The sequence below is a fragment of the Aeromonas sp. R6-1 genome, from assembly GCF_040908165.1.
Taxonomy (GTDB): Bacteria; Pseudomonadota; Gammaproteobacteria; order Enterobacterales; family Aeromonadaceae; genus Aeromonas; species Aeromonas caviae.
Map to the genome: position 1 here is coordinate 77,517 of NZ_JBFODF010000038.1, position 24,473 is coordinate 101,989.

Genomic DNA, 24,473 nt, shown 5'->3' on the forward strand with positions numbered 1-24,473 from the left:
CCGGAGGGCAGGACGCGATGCCTGCACACTTCGCAGGCTCTTCACTCTGCCGATGCTCGCCCGCCCTGGCCATGCTGACGGGTCGCGTGCAGGATGACGTTGCGGTAGCCGGGCACGTCGTGGACGTGGGTCGGGCCTATCCACTCCTCTGCCAGTCGCAGAGCCTGTGACTGTTCGAGCCGGGTGCGGGGCAGCAGATTGATGATGAGGGTGCCGCTCAGGCGGCTGGCCAGTGCCTGATAGAGCGGGGCCTGGAACAGCAGCAGGGGGTTGCCGTCCTGGCTGAACAAATCCAGCAGCACCAGATCGTAGCTCTCCTGGCTCTGGTGCAGGAAGTGCAGCGCATCGGCGTGATGCAGCCGAGGCGAGCCCCCTGATGAGGGGAGAAAGAACTGCTGGAACAGGGTGAGGATCTCGGCATCCAGATCCACGCAGTCGTGGTGGGCATCGGGCCAGCGTGCCGCCAGGTGACGGGTGAGATCCCCTCCGCCCAGCCCCAGCTCCAGGATCCGGCTTGCCTGCTTTGGCAACTGCTCCGCGATGCTCCGTTGATGAGGCAGACAGAGGCGGGCCGGCTGGTGGAGGCTCATGGCGGATTGCACCACGCCGTCCATTTCCAGCCAGCGATGACGGGCATTTTCAAGCACCGAAACGCGGCGTTCGGGTTTGGCACTGAGGTGCAATAAGTGATCGGCTTGGTACGCTTGCAGATTGAAGTCCATGAATTTGCACGGCAAGATGGCTTTCGACCAGTGTAACTCAAGGATGTTGTTATGTACCGGGTGGTCACCCCCCAAACGGCAGCCGAGCTGGATACCTACTACAGGCTGCGCCGGGAGAAATGGTTGCGTCAGTCCTTCCATCTGCCAGTCGGCGCACACTCAAGGATCGTTTTATGTACCGGGTAGTCACCCCAGAAACACCAGCGGAGCTGGATGCTTACTATCAGTTGCGCTGGGAACTACTGCGCAAACCCTTCAATCTGCCCCTTGGTTCCGAGCGTGACGAGTACGATACCGTCGCCATTCATCGGCTGATGCTCTCACCCGACGGAACGCCCATCGCCGTGGGTCGCCTCTTTGTGGGCGGCGATGAAGCCCAAATCCGCTTTATGGCGCTGCGACCCGAATTTCGCGGCCAGGGGCTGGGCGCCCGCATGGTGGAAGATCTCGAGCAGCTTGCCCGCGACGAGAAGGTAAAACGGCTGGTGATGAACGCCCGCCAGGAGGCGGTGGAGTTCTATCGCCGCTGCGGCTTCCTCGAGGTAGGGGAAGGCCCCGTCTCCTTCGGCCGCATCCCTCACCGCCAGATGATCAAGTCCCTGAGTCCCATGCAGACCATCCAGTACCGTCCGGAGTGGTGCCAGGATCTCACCACCCGCTGGTCGCGGGGCATTCCCATCAGCGAGAAGATGGGGGTGCACATCACCCACTACGATGGCCAGACCTTCCACCTCAAGGCCAACCTGGCGGCCAATCTCAACGTCCACGACACCATGTTCGCCGGCAGCATCTACAGCCAGTGCGTGCTGGCGGGTTGGGGTCTCATCTGGTTGCAGCTCAAGGAGGCAGGGCTGGGAGGGGATACCGTGCTGGCCGAGGGCAACATCAAGTATTACCGGCCGGTGAGCGAAGAACCGGAGGCGCGGGTGGCCCGGGAGGGCATGCCCGCCGTGCTCGAGCCGCTGAGGGGCGGAGAGTCCGCCAAATTCAGCCTGCGGGTGCAGCTGTTCAGCGGCCGCAAGCTGGCGGTGGAGTTTGTCGGTCAGTACGTGGTACTGCCCATCAAGCGCGGCGCACGCTGATCCCTGATGTTCACAGCAACAAGGCCTCTTCGCGAGGCCTTGTTCGTTATTGGGCGGCCGGTGGCCGTGGGCGCCAGAGCGGGCCGCTTCGTCCCTGGGCGGGGTAGCGCACACCCGCCTCCCAGCCACAGGCGTCCTGTCCCGTGGGGAAACTCCAGCCCAGGTCGGGCGCATTGAGGGGGCCGCGCCAGCGGGCGAGCAGCTCGGCGCAGCGCCCCTTGTTCAGGACCCCGAGGTCGAGCTGCCACTGGTCTGCGGCCAGGTCGACACCCCCTTGCAGTGCCAGCAGGTGGGTGATGGTGGAGGCACCGCCTTGCTCGATCCGCACCTTGCCCTGCTCCGCCCTGGCATCCAGCCTGATCTGATAGAAGGGGGTGTCTCCGCGCTGCATCGCCTGCCACAGCGTCTGCGGTGTCAGATCGGGGGGGGTCTGCTCCCTGAACCAGTCATCCAGCAAGGGGTCGATGCCGACCTTGTCCCAGAAGGGATCCTTGCTCTCCAGGCTCAGGCTGCCCTGAAGGGTCCGGCGCCAGTTGGCCGTCTGCTCGCCGGGCTGCCCGTTGAGGTCGGCTTGCAGATCTGCCGCCAGATCCACCTTGCCCGCGAAGGAGACGGGGGAGTGCAGCAACTTGCCCCACTGCTCCAGATCCAGCTGCTTGCCCTGCAACTGCAGGCGGCTCTCCTGCCCGGGCGTCCTGCCCCACTGGCCGCTCAGGTTGAGGGAGCCCTCGTCGGGCAGGGAGGTGGTGAGGGTGTTGAGCTGCCAGGAGCTGGGGGTCAGCTCGCCATCCAGGGTGCCGTTGCGAGCACTGAGACCGTCCCACACCAGCTCGAACCACTTGCTCTCGATGCGGGCACGTCCCAGCAGGGGGCCTGGCTGGTTGCCCCGCAGGGCGAGATCGTTCAGGTAGAGTTGCCAGCCGGTCAGGGAGAGGGGCAGGGTGTCGTCGAAAGAGAGCACCTTGAGCTTGTCGAAGGCCAGTTTGCGGATGTCGATCTGTTGCGGGCGCCAGCCCTGCCAATCCTGCCACCACCCCTGGGGCAAGCTGATGTCCATGCCGCTCAGGGCCAGATCCTTCAGGGTGAGCTTCTGCTGCTGGGTGTCGAGGGCCAGCTCGACGTTGAACTCCCCTTCGTATGCCTTGCCCCGCAGCTCGGCATCCAGCTGCCGGGGGGAGAAGGCAAGCTTGCCCTCGACGGCCTCAAGCTGGAACAGGCCGCGGCCCATGTCGCCCAGGGTGCCCGCCAGATAGCCGCTGGGCTGGCTGCCCGCCTGCCAGTCGAAGGCGGTGAGCTGGCCGTTGAAGTTGTTGAGGGAGAGCTCCTGATCGATGGCATTGATGCTCACCTGGGCAAGTTGACCCCTGTCCAGGGTGATGCGGCGCAGGGGGAACTCGCCAGGGGGAATGTCACCAAGCTCGAGTCGCATGGTGCGGGCCTTGAGATCGTGCAGTTGCAGGCTGCGCTCTGGCCAGTTCAGTACCATGCCGGTCTCGAGCAGGCCGTCGAACAGGTTGGTGGTCAGTCTGTCGGTGCTGAGCACCTGCCCCTCCAGCCGCCCCTTTAGGCTGAGACGGGCCAGGGTGAACATGGGGGTCTCCAGCTGGTTGATGCCCAGGGTGAGGTTGGCCTGGGGCTGGCGTCTTGGGTCGATCAGTTCCCAGTCACTCAGGGACGCACTGAGGCCGCGCAGGGTCAGGGCCTCGCTCTGCAGGCTCAGGTTGTCGATGGTGCTGTCGCTGATGGTGAGGGAGCGAACCGGCAGGCTTGGTAACTGGTTGGGGAGCGGCAGCTTGATGACGGGACGGATGAGGTCCAGGTGGGCGATGCGCACATCCCGGTTCAACCAGTCGATGTGCTCGATCTCCAGATAGAGTTTTTCCAGCTGTACCGCATCCCCATAGCGCACCTGTTCCGCCAGCAGGGTGTAGGGGTGCAGCGGATTGAACACCAGCCGGCCTATGGTGACGGGCACCCCGGTCTGCTGGCTGAGCCAGTTGGCGATGGGGCCTTTGGCGCGCTCGGCATCGAACAGGCCGAGACCGACCCAGACAAAGAGCAGCAGGAAGGCAAAGGTGTAGAGCAGGCCGCGCAGCCAGGAATTCATCAGTGCTTTCCTCCTGTTTCTGTTGCTTGGTCAGGCATTCGAGTAGTGATCCCGTAGACCGAGCCAGCATCGTATCAAGGGTTCGACATGGCTCGGGTGTTTATTCATCAGGCAAGGTGACCCTCTTCTGCATCTGCCTTGGTCAAGCATTGGAGTAGTGGTCCCGCAGGCCCAGCCAGCGGCGGATCAGGGGCTCGACATGAGCCGGGTGTTTGTCCATCAGGCAAGGTGACCCTCTTCTGCATCTGCCTTGGTCAAGCATTGGAGTAGTGGTCTCGCAGGCCCAGCCAGCGGCGGATCAGGGGCTCGACATGAGCCGGGTGTTTGTCCATCAGGAAGCGCGCCATCTTCTGTACCTGAGGGATGAGCGGCTGGTCGCGCACCAGATCGGCGATCTTGAGATCGGCCAGGCCGGTCTGGCGGGTACCGAGCAGCTCGCCTGGGCCGCGCAGTTCCAGATCCCGCTGGGCGATGAGAAAGCCGTCATTGGTCTCCCGCAGTACCCCGAGGCGGCTCTGGGCGGTCTTGGACAAGGGGGCATGATAGAGCAGCACGCAGTGAGAGGCCACCGACCCCCGCCCGACCCGGCCGCGCAGCTGGTGCAACTGGGCCAGCCCCAGTCGCTCCGGGTTTTCGATGATCATCAGGCTGGCATTGGGCACGTCCACCCCCACCTCGATGACGGTGGTGGCGACCAGCAGTTGCAGTATGCCCGCCTTGAACTCCTCCATCACCCGCTGTTTCTCGACGGGGCGCATCCGGCCGTGTACCAGGCCGATGTGCAGGCCGGGCAGCAGGGTTTGCAGCTCGGCGGCGGTGTCTTCGGCGGCCTGGCACTCCAGCACCTCCGACTCCTCGATCAGGGTGCAGACCCAGTAGGCCTGTTTGCCCTCCTCGCAGGCGAGCCTCACCCGCTCGATCACGTCCTGGCGGCGACTGTCCGGCAGGGCGACCGTGGTAATGGGAGTGCGGCCCGGCGGCAGCTCGTCGATGATGGAGGTGTCGAGGTCGGCATAGGCGGTCATCGCCAGGGTGCGGGGGATGGGAGTGGCGGTCATGATGAGCTGATGGGGATGCACCCCTTCCCGCTCTCCTTTTTCTCGCAGGGCGAGACGCTGATGCACGCCGAACCTGTGCTGTTCATCAATGATGACCAGGGCGAGGCGCTGGAATACCACCTGCTCCTGGAAGATGGCATGGGTGCCCACCACCATCTTGACGCTGCCGTCCGCGATGGCGGCCAGCGCCTCTTCCCGCGCCTTGCCCTTCTGCTTGCCCGCCAGCCAGCCCACCTTGATGCCGAGCGGATCCAGCCACCTGGCGAAGTTGATGGCGTGCTGTTCGGCCAGCAGCTCGGTCGGGGCCATCAGCCCCACCTGGCAGCCGTTGCCGATGGCCTGCAGGGCGGCCAGCGCCGCGACCAGCGTTTTACCTGAGCCCACGTCCCCCTGCACCAGCCGCATCATGGGGTGGCTCTGCTGCAGATCCCGGCCGATCTCCGCCACCACCCGGCTCTGGGCGCCGGTGGGGGTGAACGGCAGGGCGCCGAGCAGCTGCCGGACCAGCTCGGGAGCGGGTTTGAGGGCACGGGCCAGCTGGGTCTGTGCCTGGGCGCGCACCTTCAAGACCGAGAGGTTGTGGGCCAGCAGCTCTTCCAGTACCAGCCGCTGCTGTGCCGGGTGCTGGCCGCTCTCGAGCAGGGCCAGCGCCACCGAGGGAGGCGGGCGGTGCAGCAGCTTCAGGGCGGCGGCAAGATCGATCTGCTGGGGATAGAGGCCGGCAGGCAGCAGCTCCTCGACCCCGTAGAGGTCGAGCTGGGCCAGGGCCTGATCCGTGAGGCTGCGCAGGGTGAGCTGGCGCAGCCCCTCTGTGGTGGGGTAGACGGGGGTGAGGGCCTCTTCGGTCTGGCCGGCCTGCTCCTCGCCGAGCAGCTTGTACTCGGGGTGGGCCATCTCCAGGCCGTACTTGCCGGGACGGGTCTCGCCGAAGCAGCGGATAAGGCGGCCCTGGGCCAGGCTGTTTTTCTGGGCAGCGGTGAAATTGAAGAAGCGCAGGGTCAGGCTGCCGGTGCCGTCGCTGATACGGCACACCAGCATGCGGCGGCGCCCCATTACCAGCTGGGTGTCCTGGATCTCGCCCTCGACGGCACCGTGCAGGCCGGGCGGCAGATCGCCGATGGGCCACACCTGGGTGCGGTCCTCGTAGCGCAGGGGGAGGTGGAACAGCAGGTCTTGCACCGTGGCCAGCCCCAGTCGCTCGAGTTTCTCCAGCATCTTGCTGCCGACACCCTTGAGGCTGTCGAGGGAGATTTTATCCAATTTCATCAATTAGATGCCCGAAAACACTGTAAATATGTCCAGATGATAGGGGTTGTTGCGGCCTCGATGCAAGCCGCGTTGTGCCGTTCCGGGCTGGTGGGCAAGGGAGCGGGGTGAGGGTCATCCATGAAAAAGGCCTGCCGGAAACGGCAGGCCTTTTCACTGACGGGGCGCCCTGGCGGTCAGATGATGCGCTTGAGCAGCAGGTGAGCCTTGACCCTGTGGATCCGGGCCAGCAGCTTGCGCACCTGATCCGGGTAATCCTTGATCTGCTCTATCTGGTCGAAGTGACTGATGCGGCGGGTGTGGGCCAGGATGTTCTCCCGCTCCGCACTGAACTGCTCGCGCAGGTGATGGTGCTGGTCGTGTACCAGCAGGCCGTTCTCCAGATCCAGCGCCCAGGCTCGGGGATTGAGGTTGTTGCCGGTGAGCAGGGCCCACTCCTCATCCACGAAGATCCCCTTGAGGTGATAGGAGTTCTTCTCGCAGCACCAGAGCATGAGGTTGAGCCGGCCGTTGTCGATGTGGTGCTGGTTGCGCTCGGCAAACTTGCGCAGGTTGGTCTCGTAGAGATAGGGCAGACCGCCGATGGTGGAGAACTTCTCCTCCGGGGGGATGAAGAAGTCGTTGGCGGTCTTGTCGCCCACGACGATGGTCACCTTGCAGCCGCGTTTGAGCAGCGCCTCCACGTCCTTGTTCAACTCCTTGGGGGGGTTGAAGTAGGGGGTGCAGATGAAGATCTCCCGCTCGGTGGCCCGCACCAGGTTGCGGATCATCCGGTTGAGCTGGTTGCCCCGCTTGCCCAGGCCCACCATGGGGGTCACGGCGATCTCCCGATCGTTGGGCTGGATGCTCTCGAAGCGGTATTGGCAGAGGCGCAGACGCTGCTTGAAGCGGCGGATCGGTCCCTTGAGCTGCTTGGCGCCGGGGATGCTGGTGCGATCCAGCCGCTGGACGGCCTCGCTGCCGAGGAAGACGTCATCCACGTAGTTGACCATGCTGCGGGTCAGTGCCGGGCTGTGGATCTGGTGATAGCGATCGAAGCGGTAGCGCTCCTGCTGGTGCAGGTAGATGTCGTTGAGGCTGGCGCCGGAGTAAAGCAGGGTGTCGTCGAAGATGAAGCCCTTGAGGTGCAGCACCCCGAGCAGCTCGCGACCCTTGACCGGCACGCCGTAGATCTCGATCTGGTGTTGGTGGCTGGCGGCCATGGCCTGGTACATCAGGTGGTTGCCCCCCTGCTTGCCCTTGCCGATCAGGCCGCGCTGGGCGCGGTGGAAGTCGACGAACACCTTGATGTCGAGAGAGGGATTGCGCTGCTTGGCGGCATAGAGGGCGGAGAGGATCTCCCGTCCCGCCTCGTCATCCTGCAGATAGAGCGCGATCAGATAGATGCGCTGGGTCGCATGGGCGATGAGCGACAGGATCCGGCTCTTGAAGTCTTTGGCGCTGCTGAGTATCTGGAACTGATCCGCGGCAACCGCGATCTGGGGTAAGCGGGTCAGCAACTGTCGATAATGTGCCGATGAATGCATAGAGAAGCCTGAAATCACGGGATGAAGCGTTCCACTCGGGGCGAAGAATAGGCAATTCTAGCAATCTGTGGCGATGGGCCCAAGCAAGAATCCGTAAAAAGTCGGTGCAATATCACATCGGGGCCGACGGATGCGGCCCCGATGTGTTTCCGTCAGAGGATGGCGCTGGCCGTGGCCACGATGAGGAAGGCGATGGTGCCGAGCAGCGTCTCCATCACGGTCCAGGTCTTGAGGGTGGTCTTCTCGTCCATGTTCAGGAAGCGGCTGACCAGCCAGAAGCCGGAGTCATTGAAGTGGGAGAGCACGGTGGCACCCCCGGCGATGGCAATGACGATGAAGGTCAGATCCAGTTCGCTCAGGCCGGTGGTGGCGGCCACGGTCGGCGCCATCAGGGCGGCGGTAGTGGTCAGGGCCACGGTGGCGGAACCCTGAGCGACCCGCAGCGCGGCGGACACCAGGAAGGCTGCCAGGATCACCGGCATGCCGGTATCGGAGAGCACGTCGGCCAGCGCGGTGCCGATGCCGCTCGCCCGCAATACGCCGCCGAACATGCCGCCGGCACCGGTGACCAGGATGACGGCGCAGACCGGGGCCAGGGCGTCGTTGCAGAACTTCTCGAGCTGCACCTTGCCCTGGCTCTGGCGGAACATCCAGAGGGCGTACAGCACAGTGATGAGCAGGGCGACCGGAGTCTTGCCGACCATGCGCAGCACGTTGACCCAGTCCGCACCCTTGTCGATGACGCCCATGACGCTCAGGGTATTGAGGCCGGTATCCATGAAGATGAGCACCAGCGGCAGCAGCAGGATGGAGATCACCTGGCCGAAGCTCGGCGCCTTGTCGGAGAGCTGCTCGGCACTGGCAGTGAAGCTCGGGGGCAGGGGCAGCTCAAACTTCTTGCCGGACCAGAGCCCGAACAGGTAGGCACCCAGATACCAGGTGGGCAGCGCGACCAGCAGGCCCACGATGGTGAGCAGACCGATGTTGGCACCCAGCAGCTCGCTGGCGGCCACCGGGCCCGGGTGGGGCGGCAGGAAGGCGTGCATCACCGCAAAGGCACCGGCGGAGGGCAGGGCATACTTGAGGACGGAGCCGCCGAACTGCTTCGCCACGCTGAAGATGATGGGCAGCATGACGATGAGGCCGGCGTCAAAGAAGATCGGGAAGCCGAACAGCAGGGAGGCCACACCCAGCGCGAAGGGGGCGCGGTGGGAGCCGAAGCGGTTGATCAGGGTATCGGCCAGTACCTTGGCGCCCCCCGTCATCTCCAGGATCCTGCCTATCATGGCGCCGAGGCCGACCAGCAGCGCGACCGAGGCCAGGGTGCCGCCGAAACCGGTCAGCATGGTGGGGATCACCTGGTCATAGGTGACCCCGGTGGCCAGGGCCGTCAGCATGCTGACCAGGGTCAATGCCACGAAGGCATGTACCTTGAATCGCATGATCAGCACCAGCAACATGACAATGGCTCCGCCCGCTACCGAGAGCAGATAGGCGACATCGGGTGTGTTCATTGCTCCGTCCATAAAATTGTCCTCAAATGGTTCTAGTTGTTGTTCTGCACATTTCTGTGCTGCACTTCACATTGCGAAACGTTACCGGTAACATGTTACCGGTAACGTGGTAGCTTAGAACCCATCAGGCGAACGTTTTTTGAAAAGTGAGAGAGAGGTCAAATAATGGCGGGCAAGTGCATTATCGTGATGGGTGTGTGTGGCAGCGGCAAGTCCAGCATCGGCCTCAAGGTGGCCAATGCCCTGGGGGCCAAGTTCATCGACGGCGATGATCTGCACCCTCGCGCGAACATCCAGAAGATGGCGGCGGGCAACCCGCTCAACGACGAAGACAGGGCCCCCTGGCTAGAGCGGATCCGCGATGCGGCCTACAGCCTGGAGCGCAAGAACGAGCTCGGCGTCATCGTCTGCTCGGCCCTCAAGAAGCAGTACCGCGACCAGATCCGCGAGGGCAACGACTCGGTGAGTTTCCTGTTTCTGGATGGCAGCCAGTCCCTCATTCTCGAACGGATGCGGGCACGGCAGGGCCACTTCATGCGCGAAGCCATGGTACAAAGCCAGTTTGATACCCTGGAGCGACCGGATGGCGAGCCCGGCGTGTTTCGCATCGATATCGACGGGACCTTCGAACAGGTGGTCGACCGTGCCGTCACCGCGCTGACGCAGGCGCAATGAGCCATGTCGCGCGCCCGGCTGCGGCCGACCGCGCCCGTATATAGAGTTGGAGAGAAAGCTATGACCCATCCCGTGATCACCCAGGTGACCAACCGCATCCGCGAGCGCAGCACCGCCCGCCGTGCCCGCTTCCTGGCCCGCATCCAGCGCCAGGCCGATCAGGGCAAGACCCGCGCCTCCCTCTCCTGCGGCAACCTGGCCCACGCCGTGGCCGCCTCGAGCTGTGACGAGAAGGGGCGCATCCTCGACATGACCCGCGCCAACGTGGCCATCGTCACCGCCTACAACGACATGCTGAGTGCCCATCAGCCCTATCAGGGCTACCCGGACATCATCAAGGGCGCCCTGGCGGAGCTCGGCCACAGTGCCCAGGTTGCCGGCGGCGTGCCCGCCATGTGCGACGGCGTGACCCAGGGTCAGCCGGGGATGGACATGTCCCTCTTCTCCCGGGATCTCATCGCCCAGGCCACCGCGGTCTCCCTCTCCCACAACACCTTCGACGCCACCCTGCTGCTCGGCATCTGCGACAAGATTGCCCCGGGCCAGATCATGGGGGCGCTTTCCCACGCCCACCTGCCCACCGCCTTCGTGCCTGCCGGCCCCATGGCGAGCGGCATCAGCAACGACGAGAAGGTAAAGGTGCGCCAGCAGTACGCTGCCGGTGAAGTGGGCCGCGACGCCCTGCTCAAGATGGAGTGCGGCGCCTACCACGCGGCGGGCACCTGCACCTTCTACGGCACCGCCAACACCAACCAGCTGGTGTTCGAAGCCATGGGCCTGATGCTGCCGGGCTCCGCCTTCGTGCATCCGCACAGCGAGCTGCGCCACGCCCTCACCGAGGAAGCGGCCCGCCGCATCAGCGCCATGATCCCGGGCTCCCCGGCCTATCGTCCCCTGAGTGCGGTGATCGACGAGCGCGCTCTGGTCAACGGCCTGGTGGCCCTGCTTGCCTCCGGCGGCAGCACCAACCACAGCATCCACATGGTGGCGCTGGCCCGCGCCGCCGGGCTGGAGCTGACCTGGGACGACCTGAGCGATCTCTCCGACGTGGTGCCGCTCCTGGTGCGCATGTACCCGAACGGCCCGGCGGACGTCAACGCCTTCGAACAGGCGGGGGGCGTGCCCGGCCTGATGCGTCGTCTGGCCGAAGAGGGGCTGATCCACATGGATGCCACCCCGGTCTTCGGCGAGATGCAGGACTACCTCAGCCGTCCGGCACTGGTGGATGGCAAGCTGGTGTGGCAACCGGTGGGCGAGAGCGCGGATCCGAGCGTGCTCTCTCCCTCTGGCAGCGAGTTCCAGGCCACCGGCGGCACCAAGCTGCTGGCGGGCAACCTGGGCCGCGCCGTGGTCAAGGTTTCCGCCGTCGCGCCCGAGTATCGGGTCATCGAGGCCCCGGCCCGGGTCTTCTCCTCCCAGCATGCGGTGGAGGCGGCCTACAAGGCCGGTGAGTTGAACCAGGATGCCGTCATCGTGGTGCGCCACAACGGCCCGGCCGCCAACGGCATGCCGGAGCTGCACAAGCTGATGCCGGTGCTTGGCAATCTGCAGAAGGCGGGTCACAAGGTGGCCCTGGTCACCGACGGCCGCCTCTCCGGCGCCTCCGGCAAGATCCCGGCCGCCATCCACGTCACCCCGGAAGCGCTGCACGGCGGGGCCATCGGCCTGCTCGCCGATGGCGACCTGCTGCGGGTGGATGCCGAGTCTGGCCGCCTCGACTGCCTGACCGATTTGAGCGGCCGTACCCAGGCCGAGATCGACCTCACCCTGGAACAAGAGGGGTGGGGCCGTGAACTGTTCAGCGTGATGCGTCGCGCGGTATCGAGCGCCGAGTGCGGCGCCACCATCTTTGACTAAGGAAGAGCTATGCAGAACTGGAAAGTGACCCCTGCCGAGGTGTTTGCCGCCTCCCCCCTGGTACCCGTGATGGTCATCAACGACCTGGAGCAGGCCCTGCCGATGGCCAAGGCCCTGCTCGACGGCGGCATCTCGGTGTTCGAGATCACCCTGCGCACCCCGGTGGCGCTGGACGCCATCGCCCTCATCGCCAAGGCGATGCCGGATGCCATGGTCGGTGCCGGTACCGTGCTCAACTGCGCGCAGTTTGATGCCGCCGTCGCTGCCGGTGCCCGCTTCGTCATCTCCCCGGGCATGACCCCGGCCCTGCTGGCCCACGCGGCCAAGAGCACGGCGCCGCTGATCCCGGGGGTGGCCACCCCGTCCGAGGTGATGCAGGCGCTGGAAGCGGGCTATGACCACCTCAAATTCTTCCCGGCCGAGGCGAACGGCGGCACCAAGGCACTCTCCGCCATCGCGGCGCCCCTGCCCCAGGTGAAATTCTGCCCCACCGGCGGCATCGGCCCGAAAAACGTGGCCGACTACCTGGCGCTGAAATGTGTGGCCACCGTCGGCGGCTCCTGGATGCTGCCGGCAGACGCCGTCAAGAGCGGCAACTGGGAGGAGGTGACCCGCCTCTCCCGGGAAGCGGTTGAATTAGTTAAACGCTAAGCAAATATCGTTTAGAAAAATTAAACAGGCCACCCCCGGGTGGCCTGCTGTTTTTCCGCCCCCGGAGGGGGGGGCGTTTGCTTCCGACCTCGCCCTGGCTTAAGGTCGGGGGCCGCCCCTCTCCCCTGGAGCCTTCATGTCCTGTCTGCATCCATCCTACCCGCAAGGGCACTTCACCGCGCTGCACTGCCACCCCCATGCCCAATACTGCTATCTGCACGACGGGGGCGGCATCATCACGGGGCGAGGGGAGGGAGAACTGCTGGTGGCGGGCCAGATCTGCTTTATTCCGGCGGGGTGGGAGCACGAGTTTCGCGTGCTGCGCCGCTCCCGGCTCTCCCTCCTTTATGTGCCGACGTCGGCCCGCACCGCCTTCGGCCCCTTGCAGGCCAGCCCGCTGTTGGCGGGCCTCTTCGCCCGCCTGCCTGAGCTGGTCGAGGAGGAGGTGAAGGGGGCCTATCTGACGGTGCTTGGCCAGGAGCTGGAGCGCGCCGACCCGCTCGCAGCGCGCATTCACCTCGCCGGGGAGCTGGACCCGCGCCTGTTGCGGGGGCTGGACAGGGTGTGCCAGGCGCCCGCCATCCATCTGACGCTGGCTGCGCTGGCGGCAGATTGCGGCGCCTCGGTGCGTACCCTCAACCGGCTCTTCCTCCAGCAGCTGGGGTGCAGCTTTCGCCAGTGGCGGGAGCAGGTGGTGCTGGGACGGGCGCGCCAGTTGCAATACCGGGGGCTCACGCTGGCCCAGATCGCCGATCGGCTCGGCTACGAGGATCCCGGTGCCTTGTCCCGCGCCCTCCAGCGCCTTGCCCGGCGCGAACCGGCGGCCTGAGGGCCCGTCGTCTGCCTTCCTGCTCGCCATGGCGGTGTCTGCGGGTTGCCGGCAGTCAGCGCCGTGAGCCGATATCCGCATCCTCCTTGCTGCCTGCCAGCAGACAGGTCACCTCGTCGGTGTGGCAGATCCGATCGCCGCGGAAGGTGAAGAGGCCGCTCACCTTGCAGACCAGGGTGCCGCCGTCCTGGCGGGTGGCCCGTACCACATGGGTCGAGTGCACCCGCTCCCCCTGCGCCAGGGTGGCGACAAACTCGATGCTCGCCCCGGCCAGATGGCGGCGCAGTGTGGCGATGTGCTGGTGAAACGCCGGGTAGTCGAGCCGCTCGCCGTTCACCTCCTGGCAGTAGTCGGGGGTGAACCAGTCGTCGAGCTCCGCCAGGGGGAAGGCGGGATCGCAGATGACGCGCTGCAGGCAGGCTTTCAATCGTTCGGTGTGGTGCATGGTCTGCTCCTGACAGGGGGGATGGAGGAGCCAGCATAGGCCAGGGGACGGCGAGGGGAGAGGGGAGAAGGCGCCATCATGGCGGTCGAACGCGCCATGATGGCCGGGGATCAGCCGAGGCTTTCCCCCTCATAGAGGGAGAAGCCGATGTCCTTGCACCTGGTCGCCAGCGGCTGGCCGCCGAGGCGGGCCAGCAGCATGATGGCGGCTTCGCGACCTATGGTCTCGCGGGGGGTGACGATGCTGGCGAGCTTGGGGGTCATGGCGTGGCCGATGTCGAGGGCGTTGCTGCCGGCGATGGCCACCTGCTGGGGTACCGGGATCCACCTGGCCTGGCATTGCAGCAGGGCCCCCACCGCCAGGTCGTCGTTGGTGCAGAACAGGCCGTCGAGATCGGGGAAGCGCGCCATGGCCTGGGCCAGCAGCTCTCCCCCCAGGGTGAAGCTGGAGGATTGCTCCGTCAGCAGGTGCTGGCCGGTCAGACCGAAATCGGCCATCGCCTGGTAGTAGCCTTCCATTCGCAACTGGGTGCGCACGTCGAGCCGGGCGCCGAGGTAGATCACCTTGCGCCGTCCCCGGCGCAGCATCTCTGTTACCATGGCCCGGGCGGCGGCCCGGTGATCCATGCCCACCACCATGTCGATGGGGGAGAGGGGCAGATCCATGGTCTCCACCACCGGGATGCCGGCGGTGGCGATCATCTTGCGGGTGCGCTCGGTGTGCTGGGTGTCCGAGAGGATGAGCCCGTCCACGTTGTAGGAGAGGAGCGAGGCGACCTGCTCCTCCTCCCGCTCCGGGCTGTAGCCGTAGTGGGCGAGCAGGGTCTGGTAGCCGGCTGGCCGGGTCACCGCCTCGATGCCGTGGATCACCGCCGAGAAGACCTGGTTGGAGAGGGAGGGGATCAGGATGCCGATCGCCTTGCTGGTGGCGTTCGACAGCATGTCCGGCGCCCGGTTCGGGATGTAGCCGAGCTCCTCCACCGCGGCGGCGATGCGCTCGCGGGTCCCTTCGGCCACGGCGGACGGGTCGCGCAGGTAGCGGCTGACGGTCATCTTGGTGACACCGGTCAGGTCGGCAATGTCCTGCAGGGTAGGGCGGCGCTTGCGGGTGTCGTTCATCTGGGGATCCGGCAAAAAATGTTACACGTAACATTACCGTTTTTGCACGGCAATGTCAGCATATGACGCCATCAACAGGGGGCAGGGGATGATCAAGGGCAGGTGTTTCGAGGGGGTCCACTTCGAGCAGCAGGAGGTGGAGGGGGAGCAGTTCCAGGGGTGCCGCTTCATCGGCTGTCACTTCTCCTGGCTCGATCTCGGGGAGTGCCGCTTCGTCGACTGCAGCTTCTATGACAGGGAACGGGAATTGGGATGCCTGTTTCAGGGCTGCGATCTGCGGGAGGCGAGCTTCCTGCGCTGCGATCTCACCCTGGCGGACTTCGGCCGCAGCCAGTGTCTTGGGCTGGAGATGCGCGACTGCCAGGCCATGGGGATCAACTTCGCCCATGCCAGCTTCGCCAACCGGATCACCGCCAAAAGCTATTTCTGCGAGGCCCAACTCACCGGCAACAACTTCAGCTACGCCAACTTCGAAAGCTGCCTGCTGGAGCGGTGCGAGCTTGCCGGCAACCGCTGGCAGGGGGCCAACCTGCTGGGCGCCTCCCTGGCAGGCTCGGATCTCAGCGGCTCCGAGTTCGGGCAAATCGACTGGACCAGCTTCAACCTGCAAGGCTGCGATCTGCGCCAGTGCGATCTGCCCGGCCTGGATCTGCGCCGGGTCAACCTCGCCGGGGTGCAGATCACTGAAGATCAGCAGCAGGGGCTGCTGGAGCAGATCGGGCTGGTGGTCTTCCCCTGAGCGGGGTGGAAAAGAGGTAAGTTTTCATCATCGAGGCGGGCGGTGTGGTGCCTCCCCTGCCAAGCAAAAAGTCTGAGCGATGCAGACTTTTTGTCAGGTGAAGTGGTAAACGACGCGTTGTTGCTGTCTTTTGTTCCCTGCCCCCCTCGCGGGAGAAGGGCTGGGGATGAGGTAGCGGACTCCGCTCGGGCACCGCCAAGGCGGGCTTAGCGTCTGGCCAGCCACTTGGTCGGGTTGATGGCCTCGCCCTGATAGCGGATCTCGAAGTAGAGGCCGGAGCGCTCCTGTCCGCCGCTGTCGCCGACCAGGGCCACGGGCTCACCCTGCTCCACCTTTTGTCCCACCTGGCGCAGCAGCGACTGGTTGTGGCCGTAGAGGCTCATGTAGCCCTTGCCGTGGTCGATGACCAGCAGCATGCCGAAGCCGTCGAGCCAGTCGGCGTAGACCACCTGTCCCGGTGCCACCGCCTTGACCTGGGTCCCTTCGCTGGCGCCGATCAGGGTGCCCTTCCACTTCAGCTCGGCGGTACGTGGCGAGCCGTAGGAGATGAGGATAGGGCCCTGCACCGGCCAGCGCAGGTTGCCACCCGTGCTCAGACCGCCGTAGCCGTTGCTGCTTGCCTTGGCGCTGTTGCGGGCGGCCGCTTGCTGCTGCGCCACCTTGGCCTGCTGTTCGGCGACGCGTTGCTGCTGGGCCGCCAGCCGCTGCTGTTCGCCGACCTGGCGCTGCTGGGCCGCGATCCGCTGCTGCTCCTCGATGCGTTTCTGTTCGGCTGCCAGGCGCTGGGCCTCCAGACGGCGCTGGCGCTCCTGCTCGGCCTTGATCTTGGCAAGGCGCTCCCGCTCGGCCCGTTCGCGGCGTTCCTTTTCTTCCTGCTGACGACGCAGCTCTTCCAGCCGCGCCTTGAGCGCCTTCTCCGCCTTGACCAGCTTGTCGAGCTTCTGCTCGTCGGCCTGCACCGATTGCTGCAACTGGTTGCGCACCTTGGCACGGCTCTGCTGGCTGGCCAGCAGGCTCTGGTGATGCTCCTGCTGCTCGCCGAGCAGGGTCTGGAGGCGGTTCTCGGTCTCTCTGGTGGCCTGCTGGTTCTTGGCCAGCTTGTCACGGGTGGCGCGCAGGGCTTCGATGGCCTCGATACGGGCCTTGTTGAGGTAGTCGAAATAGTCGAGGGCGCGGCTCAGTTTGGCCGGATCCTGCTGGTTGAGCAGCAGTTTGAGGTAATCGTGGTTGCCCGCCTGGAAGGCGCTTTCCGCCTGCTTGGCCAGCAACTGTTTCTGATGTTTTGCTTGTTGCTCCAGTGCCAGCTTGTCCTGCTGCAGGGACGCCAGCTTCTGCTGGTTCTGCCGGAGTTGCTGTCTGGTCTGCTCGAGTTTGGCGGCGGCAGCCGAAATGGCCTGCTCGTCAGCCTTGAGCTGGGTGTTGAGCTTGGCAAGCTCCTGCTTGCTGAGCTTGAGGGTCTGTTGCTGTTCCTTGATCTGGGACTGCATGGCCCCCAACTGCTGGTTCGCAGCCTGGGCTGTGCCGGTACCGCCGATCAGGCAAAAAAACAGCGCGCCGGCCAACAGGCCGACGCGACTGGTTTTCTGTGAAATAATTTCGCATCCCCGCATGGGGCAGGATTATTTCAGAATCATCAGGGGCTTGCCAGTCATTTCCGGCGGCACCGGCAGACCCATCAGGGTCAGCATGGTGGGGGCCAGATCGGACAGTTTGCCACCTTCGGCGACCTCGGCTTTACGACCGAAGTAGATGAGGGGAACCGGCAGATTGGTGTGGGCGGTGTGGGCCTGACCAGTCTCTTCGTCCATCATCTTCTCGGCGTTGCCATGGTCTGCGGTGATGAGGCACTCGCCACCCACTTCCGCCAGGGCGTCGGTGACGCGACCGATGCAGTGGTCGACCGCTTCACAGGCTTTGACGGCCGCATCGAACACGCCGGTGTGGCCGACCATGTCGCCGTTCGGGTAGTTGCAGATGATGACGTCGTACTTGCCGCTCTTGATGGCCGCAACCAGCTTGTCGGTCAGCTCTTCGGAGCTCATCTCCGGCTGCAGGTCATAGGTAGCCACTTTCGGGCTCGCCACGATTTCGCGATCTTCGCCGCTGAAGCAGGCCTCTTCGCCACCGTTGAAGAAGAAGGTGACGTGGGCGTACTTCTCGGTCTCGGAGATGCGCAGCTGGGTCTTGCCCTGCTTGGCCAGCCACTCGCCCAGGGTATTGACCAGGGCGGTGGGCGGATAGGCGCAGGCGGTTTTGATGTCGGCCGCGTATTCGGTCAGCATCACGAAGTGCAGGGCCGGGGTGGCGGTGCGGGCGAAGCCGGTGAAGTCGGTATCGACGAAGGCGCGGGTGATTTCGCGGGCGCGGTCGGCACGGAAGTTCATGAAGATCAGCGCATCGCCGTCGATCATCGGTACAGCGTCGCCGATGCGGGTGGCTTTGACGAACTCGTCGTTCTCGTCGCGGGCATAGGCGGCGGCCAGCGCGTCGGTGGCGTTGTCGGCGGTGAATTCGCCCTTGCCCTGGGTCATCAGGTCATAGGCCTGCTGCACGCGATCCCAGCGGTTGTCGCGGTCCATGGCGTAGTAACGACCGATCATGGAGGCGAAACGACCCTTGCCCAGTCGGGCAAACAGGGCGTCGAACAGCTCGATGGAGGACTGGGCACTGCGCGGCGGGACGTCGCGGCCATCCAGGAAGGCGTGGAAGTAGATCTGCTCGGCGCCACGCTTGGCGGCCATCTCGATCATGCCCATGATGTGCTCTTCGTGGCTGTGTACGCCACCCGGGGACATCAGACCCATGATGTGCACGGCCTTGCCCTTGGTCACGGCAGCGTCGACAGCCTTGGCCAGCTCGACGTTCTGGAAGAAGTCGCCGTCCTGGATGTCCTTGGAGATGCGGGTCAGCTCCTGATAGACGACGCGACCGGCACCGATGTTGGTGTGGCCCACTTCGGAGTTGCCCATCTGGCCGTCCGGCAGACCCACGTCAAGGCCGGAGCCGGAGATCAGGGTGCTGGTGTAGTCACGGGCCAGGCGATCCAGATTGGGGGTCTTGGCAGCAGCAACGGCGTTGTACTCTTGCTTGGTGCTGTAGCCCCAACCGTCCATGATGACCAGAACCAGCGGTTTCTTAGCTGTTGACATAAGGCTATGTCCTCTCGGATAGGAATGAATTGCGGGAAGTGAAACTAGCGTAATATTACTACATCTGCCGAAATAGTCACCTGATAGCCAAGTCCCTCTCCAGCCTCGCTTTTTAACTGTTATCCCGCTGTTTTAGGCATGTTGCCGGCTTGTCTGCCGCGGCGGGTTTTCCTCTGTTTCCCCCCTCTTTTCGGCATGGAGCATCCTCTCGTTCGGCCCGGTTGGAGGAGGAAGAATCGGCAGCCATCCCTGATGGGAGCTTGCTCTCGCTTTGCCGCCAAGATGGCTGATCTTATGCAGGGCCCCATGTATACTCGGGCCCTTGTCTTGGTCCCTGGATAGTAGAAGATGCAAGAGTATTTGGATTTCGCGGCCCGCAATCCGCTGCTGACCGCAGCCTGGTTGGGCCTGGCAGGCACCCTGGTGTATACCACTGTGCGTGCTCGTTTTTCTCCGGTGAAGGCGGTCAACAACCACGCCGCTACCCTGCTTATCAACCGTGAAAATGCCACCGTCGTGGACATTCGCAGTCAGGATGAATTTGCCAAGGGCCATCTGGCCGGGGCCCATCACCTGCCGCTCGCCCAGATCCAGGCGAATAATCTGGGTCCGGTTGAAAAGCACAAGGATGCCCCCATCATAGTGGTGTGCGAGTCGGGGATGACCGCTGGTGGCGCGGGTCGCCAACTGAGCAAGGCCGGTTTCAAGCAGGTGTATGTGCTCAGCGGTGGCATGGCCCAATGGCGTGCAGACAATCTGCCGGTGACCAAAAAACGCTGATTTAAGGGCCTGCGCCCACTCATTATCTTAAAAAGGAATCAAACGAAATGGCTGACGAAATCAACAACCAGGAAGTGCAACCGGAATTCCACATCCAGCGTGTCTACACCAAGGATGTCTCCTTCGAAGCCCCGAATACTCCGCACATCTTCCAGAAAGAGTGGCAGCCGGACGTCAAGCTGGACATGGACACCAAGACCAATGTCCTGGCCGACAGCGTCTATGAAGTGGTGCTGACCCTGACTGTCACCTGCAAGCTGGAAACCGAGACCGCCTTCCTGTGCGAAGTACAGCAAGCCGGCATCTTCACCATCGGCAACCTGCCGGAGCCGCAACTGGCCCACTGCCTGGCGGCCTTCTGCCCGAACATCCTGTTCCCGTATGCCCGCGAAGCGGTATCCAACCTGGTGAGCAAGGGTTCCTTCCCGCAGCTGAACCTGGCACCGGTCAACTTCGACGCCCTGTTCGCCCAGCACATGGCGCAGGTACAGGCCCAGCAGGCGACTGCGGAAGCCTGATAATGGCCGACCAGATCGCAATCTCGGTCCTGGGGGCGGGGTCTTATGGCTCCGCCCTTGCCATTTCTCTGGCGCGCAATGGTCATCCGACCCTGCTGTGGGGTCACGACCCTGCCCATGTCGCCGAGCTGGAACAGGATCGCTGCAACAAGGCATTCTTGCCGGATGTCCCCTTCCCGGCCGATCTGCAACTGACGTCGGATCTGCAGGCGGCGGTGCAAGCCGCTCCCGTGCTGCTGCTGGTGGTGCCGAGCCATGTGTTCGGCCAGGTACTGGCCCGGGTCAAACCCTTCCTGCGCCCGGATACCCGGATCGCCTGGGCCACCAAGGGGCTGGAGCCGGACAGCGGCCGTCTGCTGCAAGAGGTGGCGCGGGAGGTGCTGGGGGATGCCATTCCACTGGCGGTCATCTCGGGCCCGACCTTCGCCCGCGAGCTGGCTGCCGGTCTGCCGACCGCCATCTCGGTGGCCTCGACCCACGACGACTTTGCCGACGATCTCTCCCACCTGCTGCACTGCGGCCGCTCGTTCCGGGTCTATACCAATCCGGACTTCATCGGTCTGCAGCTGGGCGGGGCGGTCAAGAACGTCATCGCCATCGGTGCCGGTCTCTCTGACGGACTCGGCTTTGGCGCCAATGCCAGAACCGCGCTCATCACCCGGGGTCTGGTGGAGATGCAGCGTCTGGGCGCCGCCCTCGGGGCCGACGCCAAGACCTTCATGGGGATGGCGGGGCTCGGGGATCTGGTGCTGACCTGTACCGACAACCAGTCGCGCAACCGCCGTTTCGGTCTGGCGCTGGGAGCGGGCAAGTCGGTTGACACCGCCATGGCCGAGATAGGCCAGGTGGTGGAAGGCTATCGCAACACCAAAGAAGTGCATCTGCTGGCGGCCCGTTGCGGCGTCGAGATGCCCATCTGCGAACAGATCTTCAAGGTGCTGTACGAGGGCAAGAATCCGAAAGAGGCAGCCATCGCCTTGCTGTCGCGAGACAAGAAGGACGAGTGATCTTCTGCCAGCCGCAGCATGCAAAAGGCCCCGCCAGCTGGCGGGGCCTTTTCTTTGCCGCAAGGGGCAAATCAGTAGTAGGAGTGGTCGCCGCGCTGGTGCTCGGTGGCATCCTTGACGCCGTTGAGCTCGCCCGGGAATTTCTCCAGCAGCTGCTTCTCGATCCCCTCTTTCAGGGTGTAGTCGACCATGGAGCAACCGTTGCAACCGCCGCCAAACTGCAGGATGGCCAGTTTGTCGTCGGTCAGCTCGACCAGGGTGACCTTGCCGCCGTGACCGGCCAGCATGGGGTTCACCTCGGACATCAACACGTACTCGATACGGTCGATCAGCGGGGCGTCGTCGGCCACCTTGCGCATCTTGGCGTTGGGTGCCTTCAGGGTGAGCTGGGAGCCCATCTGATCGGTGACGAAGTCGATGGTGGCATCCACCAGGAAGGGGGCGCTCAGGGGATCGACCAGGCAGTCGAAGCCGCTGAACGGCAGGTGCTGATCTTCCGGATCGACCGCGTCGGGTGGGCAATAGGATACGCCGCACTCGGCATTCTGGGTTCCCGGATTGACCACAAACACCCGGATGTTGGTGCCATCAGGCTGCTTCTCCAGCAACTTGCGGAAGTGGGCCTGGGCGGTGTCGGAAATGCTGATCATCACTATCCTCATAAACCTGAGTGTACGACTAGGGTATTCATGATAACTCGCTTGGCGGGGCTTGGGTAGCGTGCCGATGGCGAGCCTGTGAGCCCGGGCGTATCGGAATCATGCCGCCAGCGGACTCCCGGGCCGGATCCCTGCCCGGTTATTTCAGGTGTCGGAGGGTACGGCAGATGGCCCACACCTCTACCGTGGTGACGCCGTGCTCATGAAGCAACCGGGTGAGCTGACCTGCGGTGGCGCCCGTGGTGACCACATCATCGAGCAGTGCCACATGCCGGTAGTGGTGAGGTGCCATGTCGAAGGCGCCACGCAGATTGCGTCGCCGCTGGCCGGCACTGAGCCGGGTCTGTTGCGGGGTCGACCTTGTCCGGCGCAGTACGCGGGTGTCGCAAGGAATCCCGGTGAGTGCGCTCAGGGCATGGCCGATTTCTTCTGCCTGATTGAAGCCTCGCCACCACTGGCGCCACCAGTGCAGGGGAACCGGAATGATGACCTGCGGCGGGTTGGCGAGGTCCAGATGGTCTGCCAGCAGGCGGGCAAGCAGCGGCGCGAGCAGGATCTGACCGGAATACTTCAGCCGGGGGATGAGTTGGGCATAAGGTGCCTGATAATCGCCGATCACCTGCAAACGCTCCCAGGGGGCGGGTCTGCGCTGGCATCGTCCGCACAGCAGTTCGCTCTCGCGATGTTGCTCCGGCAGCGGTGCTGCACACATCAGGCATTGTCTGTCGTGCTGGCGCTGGGCGTGGCGGCACCAGGAGCACAACAAGGGCGTCTCGTCACAGGGTTGGCGACAGAGCAGGCACAGACCGAGCCAGTCGGACTGGGTGCCAAGGATCGGACTTGCTTTGGCGAGCAGCCGCTTTAACATGCAGGCTCCAAGCAGATAAACAGGGATCTTGAGTCTAGATGAGCGTATCGGTTGAGCGGTTTGGCCAGGGCCCGGACCTGGTGTTGTTGCATGGCTGGGGCATGAACGGGGCCGTCTGGCATGGTATTGCCCAAGAACTGGCTGCCCACTATCGGCTGCATCTGGTGGACCTGCCCGGCTTTGGCAACAGCCCCCTGCAAGCAGGGACAGACTACACCCTGCCCTGGCTGGCAGAGCAGGTGGCGGCCATATTGCCCGAAAAATGCCATCTGCTCGGCTGGTCCCTCGGTGGTCTGGTGGCGAGCCAGTTGGCGCTGACCATGCCTGAGCGCCTTCACTCTCTCATTACCGTAGCCAGCTCTCCCTGCTTCATGGCCCGCGACGAGTGGCCCGGGATTGCCCCCAAGGTGCTGGCGGGGTTCAACCAGATGCTGGCCGGCGACTTCATGCAGACCATAGAGCGCTTCCTCGCGATCCAGGCCATGGGCAGCGAGCACGCCAGAAACGACATTCGCCAGTTGCGTCACTGGCTGGCGGAGCGACCCGCTCCCCGGCTTGCGGCCCTGGAGGCGGGTCTGGGCCTGCTGGCCGAGGTCGATCTGCGGGATGAACTGATCGGCCTGGATCTGCCCTGGCTGCGTCTCTACGGCAGGCTGGATACCCTGGTGCCGAAGGCGGCGATCCCCTTGCTGGATGCGCGCTACCCTGCCAGCCACAGTCTGGTGCTGGAGAAGGCATCCCATGCTCCCTTCATCTCCCATCCAGAGCAGTTCATCACCCTCCTGCGGCGGTTCATTGACTGAGATTTGAGCGGCAGGCTTCAATAACTCGTCAGGTTGGTGGATAATTAGCCAACCCTACAGAGGAGTGTGCCAATGCGTATCGAATCAGCCATGACGGCGGGCGTGCAGGGGTTCCAACGGGCCGAGCAGTTGGCTGGCCAGGCGTCCAGCCAGATCGCCCGTCTCAATACGCCAGCGGGTGATCAGGTGCAGTTGCCGGATGAACTGGTGAATCTCAAGGTGGCCGAGCTGCATGCCGGGGCATCCGCCAAGGTGATACAGACGGCCAGCGACATGCTGGGCACCCTGATCGATATCCGGGTGTGACATGAACATCAACGTCAGTCTGCCGACCATCATTCCGAATCAACTGCAGCCGCAGACGGAATCGGCACAGACTGACAACCGCCGTGCAGAACTGGTGCCCCCCAGCCGCCAGAGCGAAGCGTCCAACGCCGAGTCCGGCGTCGGTTCCCAGAAAGAGAGATCCCGGGCCGCCCAGGCCAATCCCGCCACCCCATCCTCGTCCACGAAAGAGAACGGCCAGACCGGCCCCGTGATGGTGGCGCACCGTTTTGTCGAGGCAACGGGGGAGGAGGGGGAGCGTCGACAACGTCAGGAGGGTGAACAGCAGGAGCAGCAAAAGCAGCAGCGTCAGGTGGCTGCGCTGGTCGAGCGGGATCTCGAAGTTCGCAAGCACGAGCAGGCGCACCAGGCAGCCGGCGGCGAGCATGCGGGGAGCCCTACCTACCAGTTTTCCCGTGGGCCGGATGGCAAGCGTTATGCCACCGGGGGGGAGGTGGTCATCGACATGGGGACCATTCCCGGGGATCCCGCCGCGACCATCGCCAAGATGCAGCAGGTGCGTGCCGCTGCACTGGCTCCCGATGAACCATCGTCACAAGACCTGAGTGTGGCCCGTGCCGCCTCTGGCAAGGAGGCACAGGCCCGCAAGGATCTGATGACCCTCAGGCAGGAAACCACAGGCCCGCTCGGTGCTTATATGGACAATCGAAACCAGGTGATTGCCAGGCACTATCAGCAAGCGGTGAGGCCAGCCTCCCCGCATAGCCTGAGTCAGGACGTTTGATCCCGCTCCGTGCAGGCATGAAAAAGCCCCT

23 protein-coding genes are annotated in these 24,473 nt (G+C 64.3%); 12 read left to right on the plus strand and 11 right to left on the minus strand.

Annotated features, from left to right (window positions below):
- Positions 1 to 41: 41 nt before the first annotated feature.
- A complete protein-coding gene (locus AB5Y68_RS11220) occupies positions 42 to 722 on the minus strand; it encodes a spermidine synthase (protein ID WP_039039554.1) in 681 nt (226 codons plus the stop codon).
- Positions 723 to 895: 173 nt separating this feature from the next.
- Between AB5Y68_RS11220 and AB5Y68_RS11225 the strand changes: the two genes are divergently transcribed.
- Positions 896 to 1,804: a bifunctional GNAT family N-acetyltransferase/hotdog fold thioesterase gene (locus AB5Y68_RS11225; protein WP_010672532.1), complete on the plus strand. Its 909-nt coding sequence runs from the start codon at positions 896 to 898 to the stop codon at positions 1,802 to 1,804.
- A gap of 46 nt (positions 1,805 to 1,850) precedes the next feature.
- Here AB5Y68_RS11225 and AB5Y68_RS11230 read toward each other — a convergent pair whose 3' ends face one another.
- The 4 genes from AB5Y68_RS11230 to AB5Y68_RS11245 all read right to left on the minus strand — a co-directional run bounded on the left by AB5Y68_RS11230 (position 1,851) and on the right by AB5Y68_RS11245 (position 9,275).
- Complete coding sequence (locus AB5Y68_RS11230) at positions 1,851 to 3,911, minus strand: AsmA-like C-terminal region-containing protein (protein WP_039039508.1); 2,061 nt, start codon at positions 3,909 to 3,911, stop codon at positions 1,851 to 1,853.
- 254 nt (positions 3,912 to 4,165) lie between these two features.
- Complete coding sequence (recG, locus tag AB5Y68_RS11235) at positions 4,166 to 6,235, minus strand: ATP-dependent DNA helicase RecG (RefSeq protein ID WP_039039507.1); 2,070 nt, start codon at positions 6,233 to 6,235, stop codon at positions 4,166 to 4,168.
- 176 nt (positions 6,236 to 6,411) lie between these two features.
- Positions 6,412 to 7,761, minus strand: coding sequence for a CDP-diacylglycerol--serine O-phosphatidyltransferase (gene pssA / locus AB5Y68_RS11240; protein WP_039039506.1), 1,350 nt, complete (start codon positions 7,759 to 7,761; stop codon positions 6,412 to 6,414).
- A 152-nt stretch (positions 7,762 to 7,913) separates the two neighbouring features.
- On the minus strand, positions 7,914 to 9,275 hold the full coding sequence (locus AB5Y68_RS11245; protein WP_223918078.1) for a GntP family permease: 1,362 nt from the start codon (positions 9,273 to 9,275) through the stop codon (positions 7,914 to 7,916).
- 165 nt (positions 9,276 to 9,440) lie between these two features.
- Between AB5Y68_RS11245 and AB5Y68_RS11250 the strand changes: the two genes are divergently transcribed.
- From AB5Y68_RS11250 to AB5Y68_RS11265, 4 genes are all read left to right on the plus strand, one after another.
- Positions 9,441 to 9,950: a gluconokinase gene (locus AB5Y68_RS11250; protein ID WP_039039504.1), complete on the plus strand. Its 510-nt coding sequence runs from the start codon at positions 9,441 to 9,443 to the stop codon at positions 9,948 to 9,950.
- Positions 9,951 to 10,010: 60 nt separating this feature from the next.
- Complete coding sequence (gene edd / locus AB5Y68_RS11255) at positions 10,011 to 11,807, plus strand: phosphogluconate dehydratase (RefSeq protein WP_039039503.1); 1,797 nt, start codon at positions 10,011 to 10,013, stop codon at positions 11,805 to 11,807.
- A 9-nt stretch (positions 11,808 to 11,816) separates the two neighbouring features.
- Positions 11,817 to 12,458: a bifunctional 4-hydroxy-2-oxoglutarate aldolase/2-dehydro-3-deoxy-phosphogluconate aldolase gene (locus AB5Y68_RS11260; RefSeq protein WP_039039502.1), complete on the plus strand. Its 642-nt coding sequence runs from the start codon at positions 11,817 to 11,819 to the stop codon at positions 12,456 to 12,458.
- Positions 12,459 to 12,594: 136 nt separating this feature from the next.
- Positions 12,595 to 13,287: an AraC family transcriptional regulator gene (locus AB5Y68_RS11265; RefSeq protein ID WP_039039501.1), complete on the plus strand. Its 693-nt coding sequence runs from the start codon at positions 12,595 to 12,597 to the stop codon at positions 13,285 to 13,287.
- Positions 13,288 to 13,342: 55 nt separating this feature from the next.
- On the opposite strand, the gene AB5Y68_RS11270 is transcribed toward AB5Y68_RS11265, so the two are convergent.
- Together AB5Y68_RS11270 and AB5Y68_RS11275 are read right to left on the minus strand one after the other, a co-directional pair.
- Complete coding sequence (locus AB5Y68_RS11270) at positions 13,343 to 13,732, minus strand: nuclear transport factor 2 family protein (protein WP_039039500.1); 390 nt, start codon at positions 13,730 to 13,732, stop codon at positions 13,343 to 13,345.
- A 110-nt stretch (positions 13,733 to 13,842) separates the two neighbouring features.
- A complete protein-coding gene (locus AB5Y68_RS11275) occupies positions 13,843 to 14,850 on the minus strand; it encodes a substrate-binding domain-containing protein (RefSeq protein WP_039039499.1) in 1,008 nt (335 codons plus the stop codon).
- 88 nt (positions 14,851 to 14,938) lie between these two features.
- Here AB5Y68_RS11275 and AB5Y68_RS11280 point away from each other — a divergent pair, with 88 nt between their 5' ends.
- Positions 14,939 to 15,589 (plus strand): Qnr family pentapeptide repeat protein, encoded by a 651-nt coding sequence (locus tag AB5Y68_RS11280; protein WP_039039498.1) that lies wholly within the window; start codon positions 14,939 to 14,941, stop codon positions 15,587 to 15,589.
- Positions 15,590 to 15,795: 206 nt separating this feature from the next.
- On the opposite strand, the gene AB5Y68_RS11285 is transcribed toward AB5Y68_RS11280, so the two are convergent.
- Both AB5Y68_RS11285 and gpmM read right to left on the minus strand, forming a co-directional pair.
- Positions 15,796 to 17,199: a peptidoglycan DD-metalloendopeptidase family protein gene (locus AB5Y68_RS11285; protein ID WP_039039497.1), complete on the minus strand. Its 1,404-nt coding sequence runs from the start codon at positions 17,197 to 17,199 to the stop codon at positions 15,796 to 15,798.
- Between the two features lie 9 nt (positions 17,200 to 17,208).
- Positions 17,209 to 18,738, minus strand: a complete 1,530-nt coding sequence (gene gpmM, locus AB5Y68_RS11290; protein WP_039039496.1) for a 2,3-bisphosphoglycerate-independent phosphoglycerate mutase — start codon at positions 18,736 to 18,738, stop codon at positions 17,209 to 17,211.
- Between the two features lie 348 nt (positions 18,739 to 19,086).
- Here gpmM and AB5Y68_RS11295 point away from each other — a divergent pair, with 348 nt between their 5' ends.
- Genes AB5Y68_RS11295 through gpsA form a run of 3 tightly spaced genes read left to right on the plus strand, consistent with a single transcriptional unit; the run spans position 19,087 to position 21,043 of the window.
- Positions 19,087 to 19,518: a rhodanese-like domain-containing protein gene (locus AB5Y68_RS11295; protein WP_010672546.1), complete on the plus strand. Its 432-nt coding sequence runs from the start codon at positions 19,087 to 19,089 to the stop codon at positions 19,516 to 19,518.
- Between the two features lie 47 nt (positions 19,519 to 19,565).
- Positions 19,566 to 20,036, plus strand: coding sequence for a protein-export chaperone SecB (gene secB, locus AB5Y68_RS11300; protein WP_010672547.1), 471 nt, complete (start codon positions 19,566 to 19,568; stop codon positions 20,034 to 20,036).
- Between the two features lie 2 nt (positions 20,037 to 20,038).
- Positions 20,039 to 21,043, plus strand: coding sequence for an NAD(P)H-dependent glycerol-3-phosphate dehydrogenase (gene gpsA / locus AB5Y68_RS11305; protein ID WP_010672548.1), 1,005 nt, complete (start codon positions 20,039 to 20,041; stop codon positions 21,041 to 21,043).
- 71 nt (positions 21,044 to 21,114) lie between these two features.
- Here gpsA and nfuA read toward each other — a convergent pair whose 3' ends face one another.
- Together nfuA and AB5Y68_RS11315 are read right to left on the minus strand one after the other, a co-directional pair.
- A complete protein-coding gene (nfuA, locus tag AB5Y68_RS11310; protein WP_010672549.1) occupies positions 21,115 to 21,693 on the minus strand; it encodes a Fe-S biogenesis protein NfuA in 579 nt (192 codons plus the stop codon).
- A 148-nt stretch (positions 21,694 to 21,841) separates the two neighbouring features.
- The gene (locus AB5Y68_RS11315) at positions 21,842 to 22,570 is read right to left on the minus strand and encodes a ComF family protein (RefSeq protein WP_039039495.1); all 729 of its coding nucleotides are present in this window, start codon (positions 22,568 to 22,570) and stop codon (positions 21,842 to 21,844) included.
- 38 nt (positions 22,571 to 22,608) lie between these two features.
- On the opposite strand from AB5Y68_RS11315, the gene bioH reads away from it, so the two are divergent.
- The 3 genes from bioH (at position 22,609) to AB5Y68_RS11330 (ending at position 24,442) form a co-directional block, all read left to right on the plus strand.
- The gene (gene bioH / locus AB5Y68_RS11320) at positions 22,609 to 23,373 is read left to right on the plus strand and encodes a pimeloyl-ACP methyl ester esterase BioH (protein ID WP_010672551.1); all 765 of its coding nucleotides are present in this window, start codon (positions 22,609 to 22,611) and stop codon (positions 23,371 to 23,373) included.
- A gap of 72 nt (positions 23,374 to 23,445) precedes the next feature.
- Positions 23,446 to 23,679: a hypothetical protein gene (locus AB5Y68_RS11325; protein WP_010672552.1), complete on the plus strand. Its 234-nt coding sequence runs from the start codon at positions 23,446 to 23,448 to the stop codon at positions 23,677 to 23,679.
- Between the two features lies 1 nt (position 23,680).
- Positions 23,681 to 24,442, plus strand: coding sequence for a putative metalloprotease CJM1_0395 family protein (locus AB5Y68_RS11330; RefSeq protein ID WP_039039494.1), 762 nt, complete (start codon positions 23,681 to 23,683; stop codon positions 24,440 to 24,442).
- Positions 24,443 to 24,473: the final 31 nt, after the last annotated feature.

Excerpts from the sequence above, each read along its gene's own strand:
- AB5Y68_RS11220 (WP_039039554.1), bottom strand. The coding sequence starts at position 722 with ATGGACTTCAATCTGCAAGCGTACCAAGCCGATCACTTATTGCACCTC.
- AB5Y68_RS11225 (WP_010672532.1), top strand. The coding sequence starts at position 896 with ATGTACCGGGTAGTCACCCCAGAAACACCAGCGGAGCTGGATGCTTAC.
- AB5Y68_RS11230 (WP_039039508.1), bottom strand. The coding sequence starts at position 3,911 with ATGAATTCCTGGCTGCGCGGCCTGCTCTACACCTTTGCCTTCCTGCTG.
- recG (WP_039039507.1), bottom strand. The coding sequence starts at position 6,235 with ATGAAATTGGATAAAATCTCCCTCGACAGCCTCAAGGGTGTCGGCAGC.
- pssA (WP_039039506.1), bottom strand. The coding sequence starts at position 7,761 with ATGCATTCATCGGCACATTATCGACAGTTGCTGACCCGCTTACCCCAG.
- AB5Y68_RS11245 (WP_223918078.1), bottom strand. The coding sequence starts at position 9,275 with ATGAACACACCCGATGTCGCCTATCTGCTCTCGGTAGCGGGCGGAGCC.
- AB5Y68_RS11250 (WP_039039504.1), top strand. The coding sequence starts at position 9,441 with ATGGCGGGCAAGTGCATTATCGTGATGGGTGTGTGTGGCAGCGGCAAG.
- edd (WP_039039503.1), top strand. The coding sequence starts at position 10,011 with ATGACCCATCCCGTGATCACCCAGGTGACCAACCGCATCCGCGAGCGC.
- AB5Y68_RS11260 (WP_039039502.1), top strand. The coding sequence starts at position 11,817 with ATGCAGAACTGGAAAGTGACCCCTGCCGAGGTGTTTGCCGCCTCCCCC.
- AB5Y68_RS11265 (WP_039039501.1), top strand. The coding sequence starts at position 12,595 with ATGTCCTGTCTGCATCCATCCTACCCGCAAGGGCACTTCACCGCGCTG.
- AB5Y68_RS11270 (WP_039039500.1), bottom strand. The coding sequence starts at position 13,732 with ATGCACCACACCGAACGATTGAAAGCCTGCCTGCAGCGCGTCATCTGC.
- AB5Y68_RS11275 (WP_039039499.1), bottom strand. The coding sequence starts at position 14,850 with ATGAACGACACCCGCAAGCGCCGCCCTACCCTGCAGGACATTGCCGAC.
- AB5Y68_RS11280 (WP_039039498.1), top strand. The coding sequence starts at position 14,939 with ATGATCAAGGGCAGGTGTTTCGAGGGGGTCCACTTCGAGCAGCAGGAG.
- AB5Y68_RS11285 (WP_039039497.1), bottom strand. The coding sequence starts at position 17,199 with ATGCGGGGATGCGAAATTATTTCACAGAAAACCAGTCGCGTCGGCCTG.
- gpmM (WP_039039496.1), bottom strand. The coding sequence starts at position 18,738 with ATGTCAACAGCTAAGAAACCGCTGGTTCTGGTCATCATGGACGGTTGG.
- AB5Y68_RS11295 (WP_010672546.1), top strand. The coding sequence starts at position 19,087 with ATGCAAGAGTATTTGGATTTCGCGGCCCGCAATCCGCTGCTGACCGCA.
- secB (WP_010672547.1), top strand. The coding sequence starts at position 19,566 with ATGGCTGACGAAATCAACAACCAGGAAGTGCAACCGGAATTCCACATC.
- gpsA (WP_010672548.1), top strand. The coding sequence starts at position 20,039 with ATGGCCGACCAGATCGCAATCTCGGTCCTGGGGGCGGGGTCTTATGGC.
- nfuA (WP_010672549.1), bottom strand. The coding sequence starts at position 21,693 with ATGATCAGCATTTCCGACACCGCCCAGGCCCACTTCCGCAAGTTGCTG.
- AB5Y68_RS11315 (WP_039039495.1), bottom strand. The coding sequence starts at position 22,570 with ATGTTAAAGCGGCTGCTCGCCAAAGCAAGTCCGATCCTTGGCACCCAG.
- bioH (WP_010672551.1), top strand. The coding sequence starts at position 22,609 with ATGAGCGTATCGGTTGAGCGGTTTGGCCAGGGCCCGGACCTGGTGTTG.
- AB5Y68_RS11325 (WP_010672552.1), top strand. The coding sequence starts at position 23,446 with ATGCGTATCGAATCAGCCATGACGGCGGGCGTGCAGGGGTTCCAACGG.
- AB5Y68_RS11330 (WP_039039494.1), top strand. The coding sequence starts at position 23,681 with ATGAACATCAACGTCAGTCTGCCGACCATCATTCCGAATCAACTGCAG.